The sequence below is a fragment of the Paenibacillus apis genome, from assembly GCF_018333295.1.
GTDB classification, from domain to species: Bacteria; Bacillota; Bacilli; order Paenibacillales; family Paenibacillaceae; genus Fontibacillus; species Fontibacillus antibioticophila.
On sequence record NZ_BORS01000023.1, the window covers coordinates 37,462 to 61,606 of the forward strand.

At 50.9% G+C, this 24,145-nt stretch carries 22 protein-coding genes and 1 other annotated feature; of the genes, 2 read left to right on the top strand and 20 right to left on the bottom strand.

Annotated features, from left to right (window positions below):
- Window positions 1-128: 128 nt before the first annotated feature.
- The 10 genes from rpoC to rpmG all read right to left on the bottom strand — a co-directional run bounded on the left by rpoC (window position 129) and on the right by rpmG (window position 11,904).
- Entirely contained in the window at window positions 129-3,743 is a 3,615-nt protein-coding gene (gene rpoC / locus KI362_RS23095) for a DNA-directed RNA polymerase subunit beta' (RefSeq protein ID WP_044482531.1), read from the bottom strand.
- Window positions 3,744-3,838: 95 nt separating this feature from the next.
- Window positions 3,839-7,384, bottom strand: coding sequence for a DNA-directed RNA polymerase subunit beta (gene rpoB / locus KI362_RS23100; RefSeq protein ID WP_044482532.1), 3,546 nt, complete (start codon window positions 7,382-7,384; stop codon window positions 3,839-3,841).
- Between the two features lie 331 nt (window positions 7,385-7,715).
- The gene (locus KI362_RS23105) at window positions 7,716-8,321 is read right to left on the bottom strand and encodes a class I SAM-dependent methyltransferase (protein WP_301630687.1); all 606 of its coding nucleotides are present in this window, start codon (window positions 8,319-8,321) and stop codon (window positions 7,716-7,718) included.
- A gap of 127 nt (window positions 8,322-8,448) precedes the next feature.
- Window positions 8,449-8,814, bottom strand: coding sequence for a 50S ribosomal protein L7/L12 (gene rplL, locus KI362_RS23110; RefSeq protein ID WP_301630688.1), 366 nt, complete (start codon window positions 8,812-8,814; stop codon window positions 8,449-8,451).
- A 61-nt stretch (window positions 8,815-8,875) separates the two neighbouring features.
- Window positions 8,876-9,385 carry a 50S ribosomal protein L10 gene (gene rplJ, locus KI362_RS23115; RefSeq protein ID WP_044482535.1) on the bottom strand — a complete coding sequence of 170 codons (510 nt, stop codon included), beginning with the start codon at window positions 9,383-9,385 and terminating at the stop codon, window positions 8,876-8,878.
- Window positions 9,386-9,420: 35 nt separating this feature from the next.
- Window positions 9,421-9,569 (bottom strand) — a sequence feature (ribosomal protein L10 leader region).
- Between the two features lie 80 nt (window positions 9,570-9,649).
- The gene (gene rplA, locus KI362_RS23120; protein ID WP_044482536.1) at window positions 9,650-10,342 is read right to left on the bottom strand and encodes a 50S ribosomal protein L1; all 693 of its coding nucleotides are present in this window, start codon (window positions 10,340-10,342) and stop codon (window positions 9,650-9,652) included.
- A 101-nt stretch (window positions 10,343-10,443) separates the two neighbouring features.
- Window positions 10,444-10,869 (bottom strand): 50S ribosomal protein L11, encoded by a 426-nt coding sequence (gene rplK, locus KI362_RS23125; RefSeq protein ID WP_044482537.1) that lies wholly within the window; start codon window positions 10,867-10,869, stop codon window positions 10,444-10,446.
- Between the two features lie 115 nt (window positions 10,870-10,984).
- Window positions 10,985-11,518 carry a transcription termination/antitermination protein NusG gene (nusG, locus tag KI362_RS23130; RefSeq protein ID WP_044482538.1) on the bottom strand — a complete coding sequence of 178 codons (534 nt, stop codon included), beginning with the start codon at window positions 11,516-11,518 and terminating at the stop codon, window positions 10,985-10,987.
- A gap of 23 nt (window positions 11,519-11,541) precedes the next feature.
- On the bottom strand, window positions 11,542-11,733 hold the full coding sequence (gene secE, locus KI362_RS23135) for a preprotein translocase subunit SecE (RefSeq protein WP_044482539.1): 192 nt from the start codon (window positions 11,731-11,733) through the stop codon (window positions 11,542-11,544).
- Window positions 11,734-11,754: 21 nt separating this feature from the next.
- Window positions 11,755-11,904 (bottom strand): 50S ribosomal protein L33, encoded by a 150-nt coding sequence (rpmG, locus tag KI362_RS23140; RefSeq protein WP_071784256.1) that lies wholly within the window; start codon window positions 11,902-11,904, stop codon window positions 11,755-11,757.
- 349 nt (window positions 11,905-12,253) lie between these two features.
- Between rpmG and KI362_RS23145 the strand changes: the two genes are divergently transcribed.
- The gene (locus KI362_RS23145; RefSeq protein WP_301630689.1) at window positions 12,254-13,405 is read left to right on the top strand and encodes a phosphodiester glycosidase family protein; all 1,152 of its coding nucleotides are present in this window, start codon (window positions 12,254-12,256) and stop codon (window positions 13,403-13,405) included.
- A 68-nt stretch (window positions 13,406-13,473) separates the two neighbouring features.
- Here KI362_RS23145 and sigH read toward each other — a convergent pair whose 3' ends face one another.
- From sigH to KI362_RS23195, 10 genes are all read right to left on the bottom strand, one after another.
- Window positions 13,474-14,127: an RNA polymerase sporulation sigma factor SigH gene (gene sigH / locus KI362_RS23150; protein WP_374705707.1), complete on the bottom strand. Its 654-nt coding sequence runs from the start codon at window positions 14,125-14,127 to the stop codon at window positions 13,474-13,476.
- Window positions 14,128-14,282: 155 nt separating this feature from the next.
- A complete protein-coding gene (locus KI362_RS23155) occupies window positions 14,283-14,804 on the bottom strand; it encodes an NYN domain-containing protein (protein WP_044482542.1) in 522 nt (173 codons plus the stop codon).
- Between the two features lie 6 nt (window positions 14,805-14,810).
- On the bottom strand, window positions 14,811-15,563 hold the full coding sequence (gene rlmB / locus KI362_RS23160) for a 23S rRNA (guanosine(2251)-2'-O)-methyltransferase RlmB (RefSeq protein ID WP_301630690.1): 753 nt from the start codon (window positions 15,561-15,563) through the stop codon (window positions 14,811-14,813).
- 72 nt (window positions 15,564-15,635) lie between these two features.
- The gene (locus KI362_RS23165) at window positions 15,636-16,070 is read right to left on the bottom strand and encodes a Mini-ribonuclease 3 (RefSeq protein WP_301630691.1); all 435 of its coding nucleotides are present in this window, start codon (window positions 16,068-16,070) and stop codon (window positions 15,636-15,638) included.
- Window positions 16,071-16,102: 32 nt separating this feature from the next.
- Window positions 16,103-17,515, bottom strand: a complete 1,413-nt coding sequence (gene cysS, locus KI362_RS23170) for a cysteine--tRNA ligase (protein ID WP_301630692.1) — start codon at window positions 17,513-17,515, stop codon at window positions 16,103-16,105.
- 55 nt (window positions 17,516-17,570) lie between these two features.
- Window positions 17,571-18,239, bottom strand: a complete 669-nt coding sequence (cysE, locus tag KI362_RS23175) for a serine O-acetyltransferase (protein WP_044482545.1) — start codon at window positions 18,237-18,239, stop codon at window positions 17,571-17,573.
- 1,136 nt (window positions 18,240-19,375) lie between these two features.
- Entirely contained in the window at window positions 19,376-20,836 is a 1,461-nt protein-coding gene (gene gltX / locus KI362_RS23180) for a glutamate--tRNA ligase (protein ID WP_301630693.1), read from the bottom strand.
- Window positions 20,836-21,351 carry a 2-C-methyl-D-erythritol 2,4-cyclodiphosphate synthase gene (gene ispF / locus KI362_RS23185; protein WP_301630694.1) on the bottom strand — a complete coding sequence of 172 codons (516 nt, stop codon included), beginning with the start codon at window positions 21,349-21,351 and terminating at the stop codon, window positions 20,836-20,838. The genes gltX and ispF overlap by 1 nt, the downstream gene beginning before the upstream one ends.
- On the bottom strand, window positions 21,348-22,079 hold the full coding sequence (gene ispD / locus KI362_RS23190; RefSeq protein ID WP_301630695.1) for a 2-C-methyl-D-erythritol 4-phosphate cytidylyltransferase: 732 nt from the start codon (window positions 22,077-22,079) through the stop codon (window positions 21,348-21,350). Before ispD ends, ispF begins: the two co-directional genes overlap by 4 nt.
- Window positions 22,080-22,128: 49 nt before the next feature.
- On the bottom strand, window positions 22,129-23,217 hold the full coding sequence (locus KI362_RS23195) for a PIN/TRAM domain-containing protein (RefSeq protein ID WP_301630696.1): 1,089 nt from the start codon (window positions 23,215-23,217) through the stop codon (window positions 22,129-22,131).
- 203 nt (window positions 23,218-23,420) lie between these two features.
- On the opposite strand from KI362_RS23195, the gene KI362_RS23200 reads away from it, so the two are divergent.
- The gene (locus KI362_RS23200; protein ID WP_301630697.1) at window positions 23,421-23,816 is read left to right on the top strand and encodes a DUF1573 domain-containing protein; all 396 of its coding nucleotides are present in this window, start codon (window positions 23,421-23,423) and stop codon (window positions 23,814-23,816) included.
- Window positions 23,817-24,145 lie beyond the last annotated feature (329 nt).

Sequence of the window (24,145 nt, forward strand, 5' to 3'; positions counted from 1 at the left end):
AGAAGCATATTCCTTTTTGAGCCTGGCCATTCCAGATTACTGTGCTCCCTATTACTGAAATCGCATATAAAAAAACCGGCATAGCACTGACTCAAGTCAGGCTATGCCGGCCGGCTATATTCTATTACCTACTCCACGGACACCGGTTCCAGATTCTCTTCGTTTGTCTCCTGATCCTCTGGACCTTCGAATTGAACGCTGCGGTAACGGTTCATCCCCGTACCCGCAGGGATCAGCTTACCGATAATGACGTTCTCTTTCAGGCCGAGCAGTTTATCCACTTTGCCTTTGATCGCGGCATCGGTAAGCACGCGTGTCGTTTCCTGGAAGGAAGCGGCGGAGAGGAAGGAATCTGTCTCGAGCGATGCTTTGGTAATCCCGAGCAATACCGGTTTGGCCACAGCAGGCTCTTGACCGGACAGAATCGCATTCTTGTTAGCAACTTCATATTCATACAGATCGACGAAGGATCCCGGCAGAAGCGGCGTATCCCCAGCATCAACGATGCGGATTTTACGCAGCATTTGCCGTACCATAACTTCGATATGCTTGTCGTTGATTTCTACGCCCTGGTTCCGGTATACGCGCTGAACTTCCTGAAGGATATAGTTCTGCACGCCGCGGATGCCCTTGATGCGCAAAATTTCTTTCGGGTCAATGGAACCGTCAGTGAGCTCGTCGCCCGCTTCGATCTCCTGCCCTTCGCTTACGCGCAGGCGGGAACCATAGGTAACGGAGTACACCTTCGTCTCCGCTTCGCCTTGAACCTCGATTTCGCGACGGTCCTTCGCTTCGCGGATTTCCTTAATGACGCCGTCAATTTCACTGATTGTGGCTTGACCTTTCGGGTTCCGGGCTTCAAAGAGCTCCTGAATCCGCGGCAAACCTTGAGTGATATCGTCTCCGGCAACACCACCGGTATGGAACGTACGCATGGTGAGCTGAGTTCCCGGCTCCCCGATGGATTGCGCTGCGATGATGCCGACAGCTTCACCAATCTCAACGTGCTTGCCGGTAGCCAGATTGCGGCCGTAGCACTTCTTACATACCCCGTGACGAGCACGGCAGCTAAGCACAGAACGGATTTGCAGTTTTGCGACACCAGCATCGACAATTTCATGCGCCTTGTCGGAGTCGATCAGCTCATTGCGGTGAATAATGATTTCACCTGTTTGCGGATGCTTGATCGTTTCAAAGGAATAACGTCCTTCGATACGGTCGTACAGATCCTCGATAACTTCCTTGCCGTCTTGGATAACGCTGACGGTGAAGCCTTTATCCGTTCCGCAATCCTCTTCACGAACGATCACGTCTTGCGCTACGTCAACGAGACGGCGAGTCAGGTAACCCGAGTCCGCAGTACGGAGCGCCGTATCGGCAAGACCCTTCCGGGCACCGTGCGTCGAGAGGAAGTACTCGAGGACGGTAAGTCCTTCACGGAAGTTCGATTTGATCGGGAGCTCGATGATCCGGCCAGACGGGTTCGCCATCAGACCGCGCATACCGCCCAGCTGGGTGATCTGCGATTTGTTACCCCGTGCCTTGGAGTCCACCATGAGCATGATGGAGTTGTACCGATCCATCGATTTCATGAGCACATCGGTAATTTGATCCTTCGCTTTAGACCAGATATCGATAACACGGTCATAACGTTCTTCATTCGTGATCAGACCGCGACGGTATTGCGTCGTAATAACCTGAACCTTCTCATCAGACTGGCGCAGAATCTCTTGCTTCTCGTCAGGAACGATAACGTCGGATACGGCGATACTAACGCCGGCGCGTGTCGAATACGTGAAGCCGGTTTGCTTGATTCTGTCAAGAATAACGGAAGTTTCGGTGGTATGGTAGATCTCGAAGCAACGCCCGATGATCTCACCGAGGTACTCTTTACCCACGCCGCCAGCTTGCGGAGCTTCCATAATGCGCTCGACAACATTAGCGCCTTTGCCATGAATAAAGTATTTATCCGGAGTGCCCTGGAACAGGTTAACCCGGGTAGGTTCATTGATGTACGGGAAGCTTGCCGGGAAGATTTCGTTGAAGATAATTTTCCCTACCGTTGTAATCAAGAGTGCTTCCTGTTGTTCCGGAGTAAAGCCCGTCTTGTTAAGCGCCTTGGCCGGAATAGCCACCCGAGCATGCAGCGATGCCGTTCCGCGTTGGTATGCGGAGAAGGCTTCGTTCACAGAGCCCAGGATCATGCCTGCGCCAAGAGCGTCCTTGTTATCCATCGTCAGGTAGTAGGATCCAAGAACCATATCCTGTGAAGGAGTAACGACCGGCTTGCCGTCCTTCGGATTCAAAATGTTGCCCGACGCCAGCATCAGAATACGTGCCTCAGCTTGAGCCTCAGCGGACAACGGTACGTGCACGGCCATCTGGTCACCGTCGAAGTCGGCGTTATAAGCCGTACATACGAGCGGATGCAGACGGATAGCGCGGCCTTCAACCAGAATCGGTTCGAATGCCTGAATACCAAGTCTATGCAGCGTAGGGGCACGGTTCAGAAGCACCGGATGCTCCTTGATGACTTCCTCGAGCACATCCCATACCTCTGGGCTGACGCGTTCTACTTTGCGCTTCGCGCTCTTAATGTTATGGGCAAGGCCTTTGTTGACCAATTCTTTCATAACGAATGGCTTGAACAATTCAAGCGCCATTTCCTTAGGCAGACCGCATTGATACATTTTCAGGTAAGGACCTACGACGATAACGGAACGACCGGAATAGTCAACCCGTTTACCGAGCAGGTTCTGCCGGAAGCGGCCTTGCTTACCCTTCAGCATATGGCTGAGGGATTTCAGCGGACGGTTGCCTGGGCCCGTTACCGGACGACCGCGACGGCCGTTATCGATCAGGGCATCCACAGCTTCCTGAAGCATCCGCTTTTCATTCTGTACGATAATGTCTGGCGCGCCAAGATCCAGCAGGCGCTTCAAACGGTTGTTCCGGTTGATGACGCGGCGATACAGGTCGTTCAGGTCAGATGTCGCAAAACGTCCGCCATCCAGCTGTACCATCGGACGCAATTCCGGTGGAATAACAGGCAATACGTCAAGGATCATCCACTCTGGCTCATTGCCGGAGCTCTTGAAGGCTTCGATTACCTCAAGACGTTTAATCGCACGGTTACGGCGTTGGCCTTGCGCCGTGCGCAGCTCTTCCTTCAGGAAGTCCAGTTCCTTGTCGATATCGAGATCCTGAAGCAGCTTCTTCACAGCTTCAGCACCCATACCGGCCTGGAACCCGTATCCGTACTTTTCACGATAGCTGCGATATTCCTTCTCGGACAGAAGCTGTTTTTTCTCCAGCGGAGTCTCGCCTGGATCAGTTACTACATAAGATGCAAAGTAAATGATCTCTTCCAGGGAGCGCGGAGACATATCCAGCGCCAAGCCCATCCGGCTCGGAATACCTTTGAAATACCAAATATGAGATACCGGAGCAGCCAGTTCGATATGGCCCATGCGCTCACGGCGCACCTTTGCTCTGGTTACTTCGACGCCGCAGCGGTCGCAGACAACGCCTTTATAACGGACACGCTTATATTTACCGCAATGACATTCCCAGTCCTTTGTCGGGCCAAAAATCTTTTCACAGAACAGGCCTTCTTTTTCTGGCTTCAATGTACGGTAGTTGATCGTTTCCGGTTTCTTCACTTCTCCGCGGGACCACGAACGAATTTTGTCTGGGGAAGCAAGCCCAATTTTCATAAACTCGAAGTTGTTGACGTCCAACAAGGAGCACCCCTCCTTAACCAAGTCCTGATATTGACACTATCCGGCAATATTCGTTGTTCGGGCAGTGCCTTTCGGGCACCACCCGCCACAACTATTTATTCTACTCCGACTTCAGCACCTTCCAGATTCAAGCTCAGCTTGTCTCCGGATGCATCGTCTTCATCGTCGATCTCTTTCATCTCGATCTCTTCTTCGTTCTCGGTCAGGATCTTCACATCCATACCCAAGCTTTGAAGCTCCTTGATCAAGACTTTAAACGACTCCGGCACACCAGGTTCTGGCACATTCTCGCCCTTGACGATCGATTCGTAGGTTTTCACCCGACCAACCACGTCATCGGACTTGACGGTCAAAATCTCTTGCAGCGTGTAGGCCGCGCCATAGGCTTCCAGCGCCCATACTTCCATCTCCCCGAAACGCTGTCCGCCGAACTGGGCTTTACCACCCAGCGGCTGTTGCGTAACGAGCGAGTAAGGACCTGTGGAACGGGCATGGATCTTATCATCAACCATGTGCGCCAGTTTGATCATGTGCATGACGCCAACCGTCACTTCACGCTCAAATGGTTCGCCAGTCCGGCCATCATACAGGACGGTCTTACCGTTACGCTGCATGCCGGCTTCTTCCATGGTATCGAATACGTCATATTCATTAGCTCCGTCAAATACCGGCGTTGCCACGTGAATACCGAGCTTGAGTGCAGCCATACCCAGATGGATCTCGAGCACCTGGCCAATGTTCATCCGCGACGGTACCCCGAGCGGGTTAAGAACGACTTGCACAGGCGTGCCATCCGGCATGAACGGCATATCCTCTTCTGGAAGGATACGGGCTACAACCCCTTTATTACCATGACGTCCGGCCATCTTATCACCCTCGGAAATCTTACGTTTTTGGGCAATATATACACGAACCAGTTGATTCACGCCTGGAGGCAGCTCGTCACCGTTCTCCCGGGTAAATACCTTCACGTCGACGACAATGCCATCTGTACCGTGCGGTACGCGAAGCGAAGTATCGCGAACCTCGCGAGCCTTCTCTCCGAAGATCGCATGCAAGAGGCGCTCTTCTGCTGTAAGCTCGGTTACGCCCTTCGGCGTTACCTTGCCCACAAGAATATCACCGGCTGCAATCTCGGCCCCGACGCGGATAATACCGCGCTCATCCAGGTTGCGGAGCGCTTCTTCACCGACGTTAGGAATATCGCGGGTAATCTCCTCCGGTCCAAGCTTAGTATCGCGGGCTTCGGATTCATATTCCTCAATGTGAATGGAGGTATATACATCTTCCTTCACCAGCTTCTCGCTGAGCAGGATCGCATCCTCGTAGTTGTAGCCTTCCCAAGTCATGAAGGCAACGACAACGTTGCGTCCAAGCGCCAATTCGCCCATTTCGGTCGAAGGCCCGTCCGCGAGGATGTCCCCCTTCTTGATGACGTCGCCGCGTTTAACGATCGGACGCTGGTTGATGCAAGTACCTTGGTTCGAACGCATAAATTTGTGTAATTTATGTTTAACGATATCGCCCTTGACTTCCTTGCCGTCAATCTTCTCTACACGGCGAAGCCAAATCTCGTTCGCAGCGGAGCGTTCAATGATTCCGTCGTATTTGGAGACAATACATACGCCCGAATCCTTGGCCGACTTATGCTCCATCCCCGTACCTACGAGAGGCGCCTTAGGAATAAGCAACGGTACAGCCTGACGCTGCATGTTCGATCCCATGAGCGCACGGTTGGAGTCGTCATTTTCAAGGAACGGAATCAGCGCAGTAGCGACAGACACCACTTGCTTCGGCGATACGTCCATGTAGTCTACACGGTCGCTCGGCATCGTCAAGATGTTGTCGGACTGCTTGTTGTACCGGACGATGACATTCTCGTCACGGAACGTATCATCTTCATTAAGCACCGCGTTGGCCTGTGCAATAATGTAATTATCTTCTTCATCCGCTGTCAGATAAGCGATTTGATCAGTAACCTTGCTCGTATTCGGATCAACCCAACGATATGGAGCTTCTATGAAGCCATATTCGTTGATGCGTGCGAATGTCGAGAGGGAGTTGATCAGACCGATGTTCGGACCTTCCGGCGTCTCGATCGGACACATCCGGCCATAGTGAGAGTGGTGAACGTCACGCACTTCAAAGCCTGCGCGCTCCCGGGTCAGACCGCCAGGTCCAAGTGCAGACAGACGGCGCTTATGCGTCAATTCCGCAAGCGGGTTCGTCTGGTCCATAAACTGCGACAACTGGGAGCTTCCGAAGAACTCCTTAATCGAAGCAATTACAGGACGAATATTAATCAAGGCTTGAGGCGTGATCACATTCGCATCCTGAATGGACATTCTCTCACGGACTACACGCTCCATCCGGGACAGACCAATACGGAACTGGTTCTGCAGAAGTTCGCCTACAGAGCGCAGTCTGCGGTTGCCCAGGTGGTCGATATCATCCGTGCTGCCAATGCCATGCAAGAGGTTCAGGAAATAACTGATCGAGGAAATAATATCAGCAGGTGTAATATGCTTCACCGACTTATCGATATTACGGTTGGCAATAACCTTAACGACCTTGCCATCCTCAATCGGAGAGAACACGTCGATGGTTTGCAGCGGAACTTCATTCGCATCGAGCACTCCGCCGGCTACGTGATAATCCTTGAAGCCAACCGAAGTATCAAGCTGCGTCAAAATCTGATCCAGCAGACGCCGATCGACCATTTGACCGGCCTCGGCGATAATTTCGCCAGTAGTCGTATCGATCAAGCTTTCAGCCAGACGTTGGTTGAACAGACGGTTCTTGATATGAAGCTTTTTGTTGATTTTATAGCGGCCAACATTAGCCAGATCATAACGTTTAGGATCAAAGAAACGCGCGACAAGCAAGCTCTTGGCGTTGTCCAGTGTCGGCGGTTCACCCGGACGCAGGCGCTCATAGATTTCAATCAACGCCTTCTCCGTTGAATCGGTGTTGTCTTTGTCCAGCGTATTGCGAATATATTCATCATTACCGAGGAGATCCAGAATCTCCGCATCGGTTCCGAATCCAAGCGCACGAAGCAGAACGGTGACCGGAATTTTACGGGTACGATCGATCCGGACATAAATAATATCCTTCGCGTCCGTCTCCAGCTCCAGCCAAGCGCCGCGGTTAGGAATTACGGTTGCTGTATAGGTCTTCTTGCCGTTCTTATCTACTTTAGTGCTGAAATAGACGCTAGGAGAGCGAACCAACTGGCTGACAATAACCCGTTCAGCACCATTAATAATGAACGTGCCTGTTTCCGTCATCAGCGGGAAATCTCCCATGAAAACTTCCTGCTCTTTGACTTCGCCCGTTTCCTTATTAATGAGCCGGACCTTAACTCGAAGCGGCGCCGCATAGGTAACATCGCGTTCTTTCGCATCATCTACCGTATACTTTGGCTCTCCAAGACTGTAATCGATAAACTCCAGCACCAGATTCCCAGTGAAATCCTGAATTGGCGAGATATCTTGGAACATTTCCCGAAGGCCTTCTTCCAAGAACCACTCATACGATTTCTGCTGGATTTCGATCAGGTTCGGAACTTCGAGTACCTCGTTAATTCGTGCATAACTTCGCCGAGTGCGTCGACCATATTGAACAAGATGTCCTGCCAACTTATACTCACCCCTCATGTCTACTCACTTTAAAAATACATTGCGAACCTCTGTTTGTGACCTTATAATAGACCATACAGAAGATTCGTCCCACAAATAAAGAAAAGCCCTTATCGAATGCTTTCGAAAAAAGAGCACCATTATCTGTGTCATTTCCAGTCTGATGTCTCCCGGCATTCAGTAGATTTACACGAAATGTACATATTATACGTCAATTGATGTCTATTTATACATCCTGAGAATAATAACTCTTGACATTTCAGTCTGCTAAAGCCACCGAGAGTATCCTAATACTGACATTTTATAATAATACCACAACCGCAAGGCCGGGTCAAATCTTTTTTTCAGCTCTAAAAATCCGGTAGCCTTTATCCTTGGTAACCTCTTCTACATCACCGAACAAAGACTCCAGCTTCTCCTTGGCAGATGGAGCGCCCTGCTTCTTCTGAATAACAATCCACAGCGTTCCTCCCGGCAGAAGTCTTTCATAAGCCCCTTCAAAAATAGCATGCACCGTACTCTTTCCTGCGCGGATAGGCGGATTTGTAAGCACCATATGAAACCGCTCTTGACCTAATCCCTCAAACAGATCACTCTGTAGAATTGTAACGTTGGTTATTCCATTAACCGAAGCATTCTCACGCGCCAACTCCACTGCCCGGCTGTTCACATCAATCATGGTCACATGGCCGCTCTCTCCGGCAAGCCGCGCCGCCGTCAGGCCGATCGGACCGTAGCCGCAGCCGACATCAAGCACGCTCGCTCCCGAAGGAACATCGATTGCTTCAATCAATACCCTGCTGCCGTAATCAACGCCATTCTTGGAAAAGACTCCGGCATCGCTGACGAATCGATAGGTTTGTCCCCGAAGCACCGTGTCCCATAGTTTGCGGTCATGAGAGGCAGAAGGATTATTGGAATAGTAATGGTCAGCCATCGATAATGAACCCTCCATCTTGTCATTATTCAGAACCTTCTCGGTGCTGAATAGTTGACTTTTTGAACACGCACTTATAAACAAACCCCTTGAATAAATTCAAGGGGTTTGCCTTCATATAGAAGAATTATTTTACTTCTACGCTTGCGCCAGCTTCTTCCAATTTTGCTTTCACAGCTTCTGCTTCTTCTTTGCCTACTTTTTCTTTCAGTGGCTTTGGAGCGTTGTCAACCAGGTCTTTTGCTTCTTTCAAGCCCAGGCCGGTGATTTCGCGAACTACTTTGATAACATTGATCTTGGACGCGCCTGCGTTAGTCAGGACTACGTCGAATTCGGATTGCTCAGCAGCTGCTTCTCCGCCGCCGCCGCCACCTGCTACAACTACTGGAGCTGCTGCAGTTACGCCGAATTCTTCTTCGATTGCTTTTACGAGATCGTTCAGTTCAAGAACGCTCATCGCTTTAATGGCTTCCAAAATGCTCTCTTTACTCATGATAGAACCTCCGTTATTTTGAATTTGATTAATAGTTTAGACTGCTGTCAGCGAGGCAAGCTTATGCGCTTGCGCTGCCTTCTTCTTTCTCTGCAACGGCTTTGACTGCCAGTGCCAAGTTGCGGACTGGAGCTTGAAGCACGCTGAGGAGCATCGAAAGGAGACCTTCGCGGGAAGGAAGATCCGCCAGTGCTTTAATTTGGTCAACACCGACTACACGGCCTTCAACCACGCCACCTTTAATTTCCAAAGCTTCATTCTTCTTCGCGAAATCGCTCAGAATTTTAGCCGGAGCTACTGCGTCTGTCGCGCTGAATGCGATGGCCGTAGGACCTGCAAGCACTTCGTCCAGCTCGGTAAGTTCCGCAGCTGCAGTTGCGCGGCGAACGAGCGTGTTCTTCAGCACTTGGAATTCCACGCCAGCTTCACGAAGCTGCTTACGCAGTTCGGTCACTTGGGAAACATTCAGACCGCGGTAGTCTGCCACTACAGTCGTTGCGCTCTCGCGCAGCTTAGCAGTTACAACGTCAACGGCTTCTTGTTTTGCTTGAATCACTTTAGCGTTTGCCAACCTGTACACCTCCTGATAGATTTCCCGGCTTTCTTCATGTCATGAAAAAAGCCTCCGCAGAATCACGAAGGCCTGAAGAATCATTAATTGCAACGACTGCAATCAACAGATATTCTATCACAACACCTCGGTAGGAAATTAAGCCATCGGCACCTACTGTCTACGGTTATCATATTCAAATGAATTTGTCGCATTAAACAACTTGTTCAGTTTACAGGGATTCCAAAACTTTGTCAATCCCCTAACCCGCTCTTTCAAGCGGTATTATTTGTAAACTGCAGTGTTAACACGAGCGCTAGGACCCATTGTCGAAGAAATCGCAATGTTCTTCAAGTATACGCCCTTCGCAGCAGCTGGTTTTGCACGATTCAATGCATCGATGAGAGACTTGAGGTTCTCATTCAATTGCTCGGCAGTAAAGGATACTTTACCGATTGGTGCATGAATTTGTCCAGCCTTATCCAGACGGTACTCGATTTTACCTGCTTTGATTTCTTGAACAGCCTTAGCTACGTCAAACGTAACTGTACCTGCTTTAGGGTTAGGCATGAGGCCCTTACCACCGAGCAGACGGCCCAGTTTACCAACTTCGCTCATCATGTCCGGTGTTGCTACGCAGACATCGAACTCGAACCAGCCTTGTTGGATTTTGTTGATCATGTCTTGATCGCCTACGTAATCAGCGCCGGCCGCTTCCGCTTCCTTCACTTTTTCACCTTTGGCGAATACCAGAACGCGTTGTGTTTTACCTGTGCCATGCGGCAGTACAACAACACCACGAACGGCTTGGTCTTGCTTACGAGGGTCTACGCCCAAACGAACTGCCGCTTCAACGGTTTCGTCGAATTTTGCAGTTGCTGCCTTTTTCACCAGTTCAACGGCTTCGGCAGGCTCATAAGTAGCTTCGCTGTCGATCAGCTTGGCTGCTTCAAGATATTTCTTACCGTGTTTAGCCATGTAATTCGTCCTCCTTTGTGGTATTAGCGGAATATCCTCCCACCAGAGCAACTTCAGTTGCAAGTTCTTGATGTTCTTCTAAGTTGCTTGTACGCCAAGAATTAGTCTTGGATCGTGATGCCCATGCTGCGAGCAGTACCTTCAACCATGCGCATAGCCGATTCAACGGATGCTGCGTTCAGGTCAGGCATTTTTTGCTCCGCGATTTGACGAACAACGTCGCGTTTCACGGTAGCCACTTTTTTCTTGTTCGGTTCACCGGAACCCTTCTCGATCTTCGCTGCAACACGAAGCAGAACGGCTGCCGGAGGAGTTTTGGTGATGAACGTAAAGGAACGGTCTTCAAACACCGAAATTTCAACCGGAATGATCAAACCTGCTTGATCGGCTGTACGAGCATTGAACTCTTTACAGAATGCCATGATGTTGACACCTGCTTGACCCAGTGCCGGACCTACCGGAGGCGCAGGATTCGCTTTCCCTGCAGGAATTTGCAGTTTAACAACTTTGATTACCTTTTTTGCCATGTGAGACACCTCCTTGCCCTAGTAGTGGTAGACGGAGCCTGGGCTCCTCCCACGTAAAAACCCTAAGAAACCTTTAGAAGCAGCTCAAACAATCATCTGACTTTTGAGCAATTACTTATATTTTTTCCACCTGAGTGTAGTCCAGCTCAAGCGGGGTTTCTCGTCCAAACATGTTGACGTGAACCTTGAGCTTGCTTTTGTCGACCAGAATTTCCTCGATCGATCCGACAAAATTGGCAAACGGGCCAACTTTGATGCGCACGGATTCTTTCAAATCGAACTCGATGACAGGCTTTGGCTCTTCCATGCCCATATGCTGCAAAATCTGTTCTACTTCTTCAGGAAGCAGAGGTGTGGGCTTGGAGCCAGAACCTGTAGAGCCGACGAATCCCGTAACCCCAGGTGTATTGCGAACAACATACCAGGAATCGTCCGTCTGGATCATTTCAACCAAGACATATCCGGGGTAAACCTTACGCATGACGGTCTTTTTCTTACCGTCCTTGTTTACCACCTCTTCTTCCATAGGAACAAGAACGCGGAAAATCTTGTCTTCCATGCCCATTGACTCGACACGCTTTTCCAAATTGGCTTTGACTTTGTTTTCATACCCGGAATAGGTATGAACTACGTACCATCTTTTTTCCATCTCAAGCCACCTGTGGACCCTTCTTAAATAATCGCATTGATCACAGCGGAGATGCCGATATCAAGTACCCAAAAATAAATCGCGACAACAGTAATTGTACCAAGCACAATCAGCGTGTAATTGGTCAGCTCTTTACGATTAGGCCAGCGAACCTTTTTAAGCTCAGCCCAGCTTTCAGAGAAAAAAGAGATCAACTTCTTGAAACTTTTTTTCATGCGCGACTACACCTCCAAAGACTATCTGGTTTCGCGATGAGGAACTTGCTCGTTGCAAAACTTGCAAAATTTCTTCATCTCCATGCGGTCGGGGTGGTTACGCTTGTTTTTCGTTGTCGTGTAGTTTCTTTGTTTGCAGTTCGTACAAGCCAACGTAATTATTACCCGCATGATGTGCACCTCCCGAAGACATTCCTGATTAAGAAAGTCTCATTGTCTAAACCTAAAAATGAAAAGCACAAATTTAGGCCTACCTAAAACACTTTATCACATGCCCTAACCCGTGTCAACGAGCCACAGCAAGCTTTCCGTTTCGTTAAATAGAGGTGTTTCTGGAATCTTCTCCGGGATGACTCTCCCCCGACCTGCAAGGCCTGCCCGCTGTCAATGCGTACTTGTTCTATTATAGCACAGCTAAGCCGGGGCTAAACCTATTGCGATACCTTCATACCGGCTGCTATTCTTCCGATAATACGCTGTAAGATTAAAACATAACCTACTACGCAAAAGGAGCTCTAACATGAAGAAAAGGTTCTTGCTTATCCTTCTGGCACTGATGTGCCTCGTTCCATCTGTTACCCTAGCAGCGGAAAGACCCTCCGCCAATGTGAAAAACAAGGTTCTTCTGGAAGCGCAAAGCGGTGTCTCTTACATACCTGCACGAGCTTTAAACGGCTTTTCAGGAATCGAGGTTATCTGGTCTGCTTCGTCCAAAAGGGTTGAGTTCATCCAGGGAGCTGCCCGCCTCTCCCTCACTGTCGGTGAAAAAACTGCTCTTATTAACGAATCCCCGCTCTCGATTTCGAATGCAGCCTTTGTAGAGGAAGGTACCGTATACGTTCCGCTCAAGCTTGTATTGGACAAGCTTGAGCTCTCGGCAGCATGGAGTACAGCACCTCTATCTGTCACCCTCACCAGCGGAGAAGAAAAGCTTGTACTGCCGGCTGTCACACGGACTCCAAGCTCGGCTGCCAAGAAGGCCGTCAAGCAGGAGCAGAAGACCTTTAAGGTATCCAAGAAATCATTTACAGTCCAAATTGTAACTGTGGATCTCATGCATCCGGATGTTCGGCTAAATGTCGTTCTTGCCGGCGATGAGATCGGAAAGGTTGAGGATCTGAGCAGCATGGCGAAGCGAAGCAAGGCTGCGGTCGCCATCAACGGAACCTTCTTTGATGCCTACACGGAGAGCGCACATAAGGCACCCTATGGCTACATCGTAACCGGCGAAGAATTAAAAATGAAGGCGGGCGGAGACCGGCGGACTATTCTCACTTATGACACCAACATGCTGGCGGGCATGATCCCCGGGCCGGACTTCACCGACGCTTTTGAGCAAGGCTCTATCGAAGGCGCCATTCAAGCCGGTCCGCGGCTTGTGAAGGACGGAGCGGTTGCTGTGGATGTTGTGGAGGAAGGGTTCCGGGATCCGAAGATTCTAACGGGCGGAGGCGCAAGAAGCGCGCTTGGCATCACCAAGAATCACGAGCTGTTATTCGTCACCTCCAGCGGAGCAACAATCCCGCAGCTCGCGGAAATTATGAAGCAGGCCGGTGCTGTACAGGCCATGAATTTGGATGGAGGAGCCTCAAGCGGACTCTATTATAACGGAAAGTACCTCACAACACCCGGGAGAAAGATCAGCAATGCGCTCATCGTTACACTTCAATAAGAATCAAAAAGAGACGGTAGGGGAGTCCCCGCCGTCTCTGTGCTTTCTTTTTTACATAACCAATAAGTTCAAATACCCATATCACGATCTTCCAGATAACGTTCAAGCTTCCGCTTGACTCTCTGGAGGGCGTTATCGATTGATTTCACATGGCGCTTAAGATCTACGGCAATTTCCTGGTAGGACCTGCCATCAAGATAGAGCATCAGCACCCTGCGCTCAAGGTCACTAAGAATCTCGGACATCTTGTCTTCAAGCCCGATGAATTCTTCCTGGTTAATAATAAGTTCTTCCGGATCACATACGCGCGAGCCGCAAATTACATCCAGCAATGTGCGGTCGGACTCTTCATCGTAAATCGGCTTGTCCAGCGAAACATAAGAATTTAGCGGAATGTGCTTCTGGCGCGTTGCCGTCTTGATCGCGGTAATGATCTGACGGGTGATGCAAATCTCTGCAAACGCTTTAAACGAGGCCAGCTTGTCCCCCCGAAAATCCCGAATCGCCTTATATAGGCCTATCATCCCTTCCTGGACGATATCCTCCCGATCAGCACCGATGAGAAAGTATGACCTGGCCTTAGCTCGCACAAAGCTACGATACTTGTTAATCAAGTATTCCAATGCTTCACTATCACCATTACGTACAGCTTCTACAATGTCCTCATCGCTCAGGACTTCATAGTCGAACCTAACCCACGTCTCGAGGTTGACACTCACCACTTAATCCCTCCGGCTGCAACGCACGGTGCCCCGTCACTCAGTCAAGTAATACGAACAGTATATATGATGGTCCATACCAGCGTCAACCAAAAAAGTACCAAAAGATGTAAAGTCGAAACTTGTCAAGAGGAAATGGGCATAATTGGGCAAGGGTCTTATTCCCTGCGCCATCGCTCAAACATGGTTCTCATATCGGGACTAAGCTTCGAATCGATGGTGTTCCGTCCCGAGTTGCTGCGCCGTTCATTCAGCTTGATTTGGACGTCCCTCTCGCTTTGCTCTACCTGAGTCAACAGCTCCTTGGCCGAAACTCGCAGCGCCCCCTGGCCGAAGATAACATGCTGCTCGACCATATCACTCGTGGCAACATAGATTTGCCGGCGGCGGTGGGACAGCTCACCTACCAGCCGTTCAATGCATTCGTCTGCAGTCTCTTTTTCCTTGGTGAAATAGATGTCGACCTTGTATTGGGCAAAGGACTTGCCGAGACCAGGCACCCGATAGGCGTCAAATACAACAATAACCTTCCTGCCCGAAAAGGCCTGATAGTCGGCCAGCCGCTCCAGCAGACGGTCCCGTGCCGCCTCCAGATCGTACTTGGATATGGAGGACAGCTCCGGCCAGCCACCGATCATATTATATCCATCGACCAGCAGACAATCGCGCAGATCGCGCATATAGCGTTAACCTTCGCCGCGTCGTCTGCGCAGCACTTCATACATCACTACCCCTGCTGCAACCGAAGCATTCAGGGAGTTCAGTTGACCGCTCATCGGCAGCTTCAGCAGCACATCACAGGTCTCGCGCACCAGACGCCCCATTCCTTTATTCTCATTCCCGATCACGATTGCCGCAGGACCTGTGAAAATCTTCCCTCCGCCGTAGATCTCTTCTTTGGCTGCAACATCGGTCCCGACGATCCATACTCCGGCTTCCTTCAACTGCTCCATCGTCTGCACAAGGTTCGTTACCCTGGCCACAGGCACATATTCCACAGCCCCGGCTGATGTCTTGGATACGGTAGCGGTAACTGCTGCCGAGCGGCGCTTCGGAATGATTACGCCATGCACGCCAGTGCACTCTGCTGTACGAAGAATCGAACCCAGATTGTGCGGGTCTTCAATTTCATCAAGAATAAGCAAAAAAGGAGCTTCTCCCCGTTCGGAGGCCCGGGCCAGCAGGTCCTCAACTTCAGCGTAGGCATAAGGAGCCGCTTGAGCGACAACGCCCTGATGCTGGAGGCCCGGGGCCATCTGATCCAGCTTGCGCTTGTCCACGAACTGAACGATGATCCCCCGGTTCTTTGCTTCCGAAATAATCGGCTGGGTCAGATGCTTCTGCGCACCCTCGGCGATCCAAATTTTATTGATGGTGCGGCCTGCTCTCAATGCCTCCAGCAACGAGTGCTTGCCTGCAATCCACTCTTGATCCTCCATATAAATCCTCCTGATCGATATTCATGTTCATGTTCATTTATTCGTTATCCGTGCTTAATACCGTTTCATGCATCACTTTTGTCCTGATGCCTCATAGCGCTCGAAGCCCAAAGCGATTAACGAGCGAAGCCGGTCATGATCTCCCGAATAATATAAAAATCCGATTAACGCTTCAAATGCCGTTGCATGGCGATAATCGAGTACATTCGCATTTTTGGGGACAGTGCCGGATTTGGCGTTGCGTCCCTGGCGGACGATGTCCTGCTCCGTCTCGGTCAGCTCCGGCTCCAACAGGGACAGGATGGTCGCCTGCGCCTTGGCGGAGACGTAGCTCGTGGAGCGCAGATGCAGTTGGTGCGGCCGGAGATTAGGCCGCGCTATCACATGCTGGCGGACGGCGACCTCATAGACGGCGTCCCCGATATAGGCCAGCGCGAGCGGCGGCAGCAGCCGCGCTGGCTTGGACGGCGGCTCCGGGAACCAGAGCGCCGCATCGGCGCCGTTCATACCGCTGGCGCCGCTTTCTGCACCCGGGCCCGTCATTTGCGCCGCCATCTCATGCCCTGCGGAGTATCCTCCAGCAGGATGCCCTGCTCCTGCAGGAGATCGCGGATCTCGTCGGCCCGGGCCCAGTTCTTCTGCTTCCGCGCTTCCACCCGCTCCGCAATCAGCGCTTCGATCTCTTCGTCAAGCAGCTCCGGCTCTGCCTCGCCGGCAGCGACCCGCAGCACGCCGTTCATCTCCGCGAACAGCTCTGCCGCAGCCTTGAGATCGGCCGCCTTCACTTCAGCCTGCGCCAGCAGGCCATTGACCTCGCTAACCCAATCGAACAATGCTGTAATTGCATCCGGCGTGTTGAAATCATCCTGCATTTTGGCATGGAACATGCTGCGGATCGCTTCCAGCTTCTGTGTCCATTCCGGGGTTGCGGCTGCGGCATCATTCGTTGCCTCCGCCTCTCGCAGCCGGTAATGCAGGTTGCTGGCCGCATTGGAAATCCGCTCCGACCCGCGCACCGCTTGAAGCATCGTTTCTTCCGTAAAGTTAAGCGGGTTCCGGTAATGCGTCGACAGCATGAAGAAGCGTATCGCTTCCTTCGCATACTGACTGCGCAAGTCCTTTACAAGTACACCGTTGCCCAGCGATTTCGACATTTTTTCCTCGCCGATCTTAATATACCCGTTATGCATCCAATAGTTCGCAAGCGGCTTGCCGGTGACAGCCTCGGATTGGGCCGCCTCACATTCATGGTGCGGAAATTGCAAATCCTGACCGCCGCCGTGAATGTCCAGCGTATCGCCGAGCAAATGACGCGACATCGCCGAGCACTCGATATGCCAGCCGGGACGTCCTGGCCCCCATGGACTTTCCCAGAAAATCTCGCCCGGCTTGGCAGCCTTCCACAGCACAAAATCCTCCGGGCTCTCCTTGCGATCATCCACATCAATCCGAATGCCGAATTGAAGCTCTTCAATATTCTGGCCGGAGATCTTGCCGTAATCCGCGAATTTCTTCGTCCGGAAGAAGACGTCGCCTCCATTAGGGTAAGCGTAGCCCTTGTTCTCCAGATCACGGATAAATTCGATGATCAGCTCCATGCTCTCGGTTACGCGCGGGTTCGCCGTCGCACGGGGAATACCCAAGCCTTCCAAATCCTCGTAGTACGCTCCGATGAAGGTCTCCGCGACCTCCGGCACCGACGCCCCCATCTCTTCCGCTTTGCGGATCAGCTTATCATCCACGTCTGTAAAATTGACGACGTAATTTACCTTGTAGCCCTGATTCTCCAGGTAACTGCGCACCACATCAAAAAAGATCATTGGTCTCGCATTCCCAATATGAACATAACCGTATACGGTCGGTCCGCATACATACATTGATACTTGTCCCGGTACCTGACTTTGAAATGTCTCTTTGCTCCGGGTTACGGTGTTGAATATTTGCAGGCCCATGTTCTCTTCCCTTTCTATTATCGATTCCTGTGCTCTGTATTTATATGGTCGAACCTCAATCCGGCAGTGTCTTCGCGGCTTGTTCCGATGAGCGTTGTTCCTTCAAGCTTCTAAGCTCTTCCTGAAGCGCTGCAATCTGCTCCTGAAGCTCGCGCATCGTATCGACAACCGGATCGGGGAGCTGATGGCTCAGGCGGTCCAGACGCTTGCCACCCTGACGAACAATCTTGCCCGGGATACCGACCACCGTGCTGCCGGCAGGAACCTCCTTCAGCACAACCGAGTTGGCTCCAATATTGGACTGGTCTCCGACAGTGAACGACCCGAGAATCTTGGCGCCGGAGCCGATGACGACATTATTGCCGATCGTCGGATGACGCTTCCCTTTCTCCTTGCCGCTCCCGCCCAGGGTTACTCCCTGATAGATAACCACATCATCTCCGATTTCGCAAGTTTCGCCAATGACGACCCCCATGCCATGATCAATGAACAGCCGTTCCCCGATCACTGCGCCGGGATGAATCTCGATCCCCGTAAAAAATCTGCTGACCTGAGACACGATACGCGCAAGTGTATACCAACGCCGGTGATAGAGGAAATGCGCAATCCGGTGGCTCCAAATGGCGTGCAGACCGGAGTAAGTAAATATAACCTCAAATCTGCTTCTGGCAGCCGGATCATTCTCAAAGACCGCCCGAATATCCGATTTCATTCTCTTGAACATAGGCTCCCCCTCTTTCTGCCTCGTCTCTCAGTACACGCTCTCCCAAAGTCTTTTCGAACAATTTGTGCAGTAATATAAACCGAACTAACTGACGATGTGTGCCGGGGCAACGTGTGAAGCGTACCTTTTTACATAGGCTTTTGGTTCGGTTATCGTTGCCAAATCATATTCTGATTGATCCGCGTAGGCAGCAATGCAGGATACAAGCTGCTGAATGGATCATCACGTATATGGCGCCTGTTGCTTGCTTCATCTTATTTAAGCCTATTTGTAGCTGATTGCTGGACAACCTTGATGATTAATTGCAGAAAGTACAACTAAAATCCTCGCCATTTCTTAACTTCATAGGTTTAATTGTAAAAACCACAGCTAAAAACCCGTTTTTTTCAGAATGGCTGAGTTTTTGCGAATCTAACTGTACTCCATACAGTTACTTTTAGATTCGGAGCCAAAGTTCAGAAATTAAGTGTACCTGTTACAATTAAACCCTCATCATAGGTTAAATATAAACTGGAGCAATGATCCTGTTGATTCAATCCTCGTTCTCTTAGCCTTATAAAAGGTTTTTTTGTTTCTCACAGTTCGCAAGCTCAACTGGCTAAAACCGTAAAAAGGCGCCCCTGCAGCCTTCGCTGCAGAGACGCCGGTTTGCGTGGTCCCACTCTGCTTTGGATGAAATCCTTCCGTACATCAATGACTTCATGCCGTTAAATATCGGCACAAGCATTGGAGTCAGAGGACCTCTCCCTTGTTCATCCTTAACGCGGACAATCGTCAGAAATTATAGGGTGTCCGAAGAAAGATACCGCTAAATCTGCAGCTCCCGGGTGCATTTCCACTGTTCGCAAGGAGATAACTCTCAGCTGTGGGTACAGGCTGTTCTCCTGTATCCACCGTTATCCTCTCTGGGCCATGCGGTTCATTCAGTGTACTTCTCCCGTTCAACGCCTTTATTTGCTTATAGAGGTTGTTCGAAAAGTCATCTATTGATCACGAAGTCGGTGCTGAAAAGCTGACTTTTTGAACGCACACTTATATACCTAATTATATCCTAACTTTCTATACCTGTTACTGTATCTGTATCTTACCCGATCATCTGTCAGATTGACAACAGCCGATTTATCTCAGCTATGCTGTTAAGCCCCGCGAATCTGACTCTTCAACCGGTCCATCGTGCGGTCGCGGCCCAGCAGGTAGATGCTCTTATTGAGATCCCGCCCATGGGTTTGCCCCGTCAAGGCCACACGGATCGGCATAAAGAGCCCTTTTCCCTTCACGCCGGTCTCCTTCTGAACTTCCTTGATCCAGCTGGCAATCGCTTCTGGCGAGTATTCGCTTCCGGCTTCAACCTTCCCCAGGAAAGTAGACAGCACTTGCGGAACCTGCGGCTCAGCAAGAATACCGGCAGCCTCTTCATCAAGCTCAAGGTGACTGCGGAAGAACATATCCGACAATTCGACGATATCGGAAGCCGATACCATCTGCTCCTGATAGAGCGCTACTAGCGTCTTCGCCCATGCTTCCTGCTCTGCAGTCAATTGGGCAGGAAGGCGGGACGCCGCCTGCAAATGAGGGATGGCAAGCGCAGCAATCCGATCCGGATCTGCATTCTTGATATAGTGGTTATTCAGATGTGCAAGCTTGTTCTTGTCGAACACAGCCGGGCTGCGGGACAACCGATTCGCGTCAAAGATGGAAATCAACTGCTCCTTGGAGAAGATTTCTTCTTCCCCTTCAGGCGACCAGCCTAGCAATGCGATAAAATTAAACAAGGCCTCCGGCAAATAGCCAAGCTTGTCATACTGCTCAATGAACTGAATCACACTCTCGTCGCGCTTGCTCAGCTTCTTGTGGTTATCTCCGACAATCAGCGTCATATGACCAAACACCGGAGGCTCCCAGCCGAACGCTTCGTAGATCATAAGCTGCCGCGGTGTATTTGAGACATGATCCTCGCCCCGCAGCACATGCGTAATCTTCATAAGGTGGTCATCCAAGGCTACGGCAAAGTTATAGGTAGGGATGCCGTCCTTCTTGACGATTACAAAGTCGCCGCTAACCTCGGATTCGAAGGAAATGCTTCCCTTCACCAGATCATCGAAGGTATAGGTCCGTCCTTCCGGTACGCGGAAGCGGATGCTTGCTACCCGACCTTCCGCTTCAAAGGCTGCGCACTGCTCGGGCGTCAGATCCCGATGCTTGCCGGAATACCGCGGCTGTTCCCCGCGGGCAATCTGCGCTTCCCGCTCTTGCTCCAGTTCCTCTTCCGTACAATAACACTTGTAAGCCAGACCACGGTCCAGCAGCTCCTGCCAATAGGCCTTGTAAATATCCAGACGCTCAGTCTGGCGGTAAGGTCCAACCTCTCCGCCGACATCCACGCTCTCATCCCAATCGATGCCAAGCCACTTCAAGTAGGTAAGCTGACTCTCCTCGCCACCCTCGATATTCCGCTTCACATCCGTATCCTCAATGCGGATAATGAACTTGCCGCCATGATGCCTTGCGAACAAATAGTTAAACAATGCCGTTCTGGCATTCCCGATATGTAAATGCCCTGTTGGACTTGGGGCATACCGTACACGAATCTCAGTCATTACAATCCCCTCCCGGTAATCTCGCTATTCGATGATAGCATATCGGAAACCAGGCATACAATAGCCTGCGCAGCAATCCCCTCGCCTCTTCCGGCGAAGCCAAGATGCTCCGTTGTCGTTGCCTTTACGTTCACCTGCTGTGGTGAAGACTCCAGGGCTCCAGCGATGATCTCTACCATCTGCGGGATATAAGGCGCCATCTTCGGAGCCTGTGCAATAATGGTTGCATCCAGATTGCCGAGACGGTAGCCCCGCTGCTTGGCCATTTCCCATACCCGCTGAAGCAGCACCAGACTGTCAGCATCCTTATATTCGGCATCCGTATCTGGAAAGTGCCGGCCGATATCTCCTAGCGCCAGTGCTCCCAAAACAGCATCGCTCACCGTATGAAGCAGCACATCGGCATCCGAATGTCCGAGCAGACCCTTTTCATAAGGAATATGAACACCGCCGATAATACATGGTCTGCCTTCAACCAACTGATGCACGTCGAAACCTTGTCCCACTGCGATCATGAAACGTCCTCTCCCTCTTTCGATTCATTCATCCGTCTAAGAATGGACTCGGCAATACCGAGATCCTCCGGCGTAGTAATCTTGATATTATGATATCCGCCTTCAACCACCTTGACGGCCTTGCCCATCCGCTCCACGAGCGAAGCATCGTCCGTCCCCGTGAAGCCCTCGGACTCAGCCTGCTTATGGGCAAGCAGCAGGTCAGACCGCCGGAAGGCCTGCGGCGTCTGAATCGCCCACAAGCTGCGACGGTCCGGCGTCGCCGTTACATAGCCTTCTGCATTCACCTGCTTGACGGTATCCTTGACAGGTACGGCCAGTACGGAAGCGCCATATTCGACCGCTGCCTTATAGCAGGAAGTTATCTCTCTGCTCGTGACAAAAGGGCGGACGCCGTCATGCACCAGTACCCAGGGGGCGGATAATTCCGCAAGTCCCTTGTATACGGAGTGCTGACGCTCGGCGCCGCCCGGTATAACCTTTATCTGTTTCGTGAAGCCGTACTCGGCAATCCAGGCCTTGCAGCGATCCACATCCTGCGCTCCTGTTACCAAGACGATCTCCCGAATTAGAGGATGGCGGTCAAATACCGCCAAGGTATGGACGATGATCGGCTTGTCCTCAAGCATGAGGAACTGCTTGCTCTCCTTCGTCCCCATCCTGCTGCCCCGTCCGGCAGCCACAATAACCGCACCGACGTCCGCCGCAGGAAAATATTCGTTCTCCATGATTGTTAAGCCTCACCTGTCAAAATGTCATTACCCCCATCATACCTAATTATTGGGCTTTTTCCAACAGTTTCGGCTTGGCAAAGATCATCCGTCCCGCCGAGGTTTGCAGTACACTGGTTACCAGCACTTCCGTAATGGAGCCGATATAATCTCGCCCGCCCTCCACGACAATCATGGTGCCGTCATCCAGGTATGCAACCCCCTGTCCATGCTCCTTGCCATCCTTGATGACCTGAACCATGATCTCCTCGCCCGGCAGGACCACCGGCTTCACCGCATTGGCCAGGTCGTTGATATTCAACACGGATACACCTTGGAGTTCGCATACCTTGTTCAGGTTGAAATCATTGGTAACCACCTTGCCCTGGAGCACCTTGGCCAGCTTGACTAGCTTGCTGTCTACCTCGGAGATTTCTTCGAAATCCCCTTCATAGATCATCACCTTCACATCCAGCTCCTTCTGGATCTTGTTCAGGATGTCCAGCCCTCTGCGCCCGCGATTACGCTTAAGCAAGTCCGATGAATCGGCGATATGCTGCAGCTCCTCAAGCACAAATTCGGGGATTACAATTGTTCCTTCTATAAATCCGGTCTTGCAAATATCTGCAATCCGGCCATCAATGATGACGCTTGTATCCAAAATTTTGTGCTCCTCGAACCTGTACGTTTCTTCTGTGCTTGCGCTCCCCCATTTTCCCGAAATCCATAATGAGGATAGCTCTTCCTTCTTGGCCAACCCAACACAGAGCCCTATATAACCGAGCAACATGGATACCGCGAACTGAAGAAACCCCGCTAAACTCCCCAATCCGGCTAGAATAGGGTAGACCATTAATGATAGAAGAAGTCCCGCAGTCAATCCGGCCGATCCCGCCGCCATATCCTTCATCGGAATCTGTGTCAGAGCGGATATTCCTTGCTTCACCTTTGAGGACAATATCTCAAACGATAGCGAATAAACAAACAAAAACAGGCATGCGCCTGCCGCCGCCAGCAGCAGTTGTGCTGCAATCGGATGCATCATGATGAACCAGTCTCTCAACGGACGGGGAAAAAAGCCTGCCGCCCCCTCCAGTGTATAACCGAACCATGCCCCGCACACGCCGGCCAATATTCTTGCATAACGTTTCAGCATGTTATTCCTCACCTCCTGATTCTTTTTTCATTACCAGTATGATCCAATTTTTAACATTGTAATCCGGGTCAGAGAACATTTTTTTGGACCGGCTTCTGATATAGGCATGATCAAATCACAGTCACAGCGGCATTTCTGGTTGATTACGCAGGAAAGAGTGGCATATAATGGAGGCAATTCAAATATGTTGAGGTGGATGGAAAATGAGCGCATCAAGTCTTCAAGCATTTCAGGATCAAGTATCGGAATTGTTGCTCCGTCACCGTAGTCTGCTGGATGTGATGTCCAAACTGGGACAAACTAATACAGCGGCCGTCCGTTCGGTAACCAAAGCGGTCACTGAATGCGGATGTGTCGAATTGCATGCCACCAAGCAGGAATTCGTTCCGGATATTGCTCTGGAAGAAGCCAAAGAGCATATCAAGCACCATGTTCACGGAGAGCTGTGCGAGAACTGCCGGGATGCCGTGATGAATGAGCTCGGACGAAGCCTGTTCTATATGTCCGCTCTTGGTAATTTGCTCGGATTTGAGCTAGAAGAGGTGCTGCAGCGGGAATCACAGAAATGTTCTACCTTAGGTTTTTTTAATATGTCCTAGTTCAAATATCAAAAAAAGAGGCTATCTCAAAAGTTAACGTAGCTGGCAGCTTCCTTGAACGGCGCTGCGACTTTGTGAGGTGCAGGAAAAGGCGCTAGAATGCACGAAAATTACTGGCGTGGGAGCTCATACGGTGAATTTAGTGCAGAAAAGCATTATAATTACTGGCGTGGGAGCTCATACGGCGAATTTAGTGCAGAAACGGCTAGGCCCCCTTATTTCGGAGTCCTACCCTACAATGTTTATGAATTCACAGGATTGCTCCTTATTCTGCCGTATTACACCGCTCTATGAAAGGCAGAGGTGTCTTCCAGTGTCCTCACCCATAT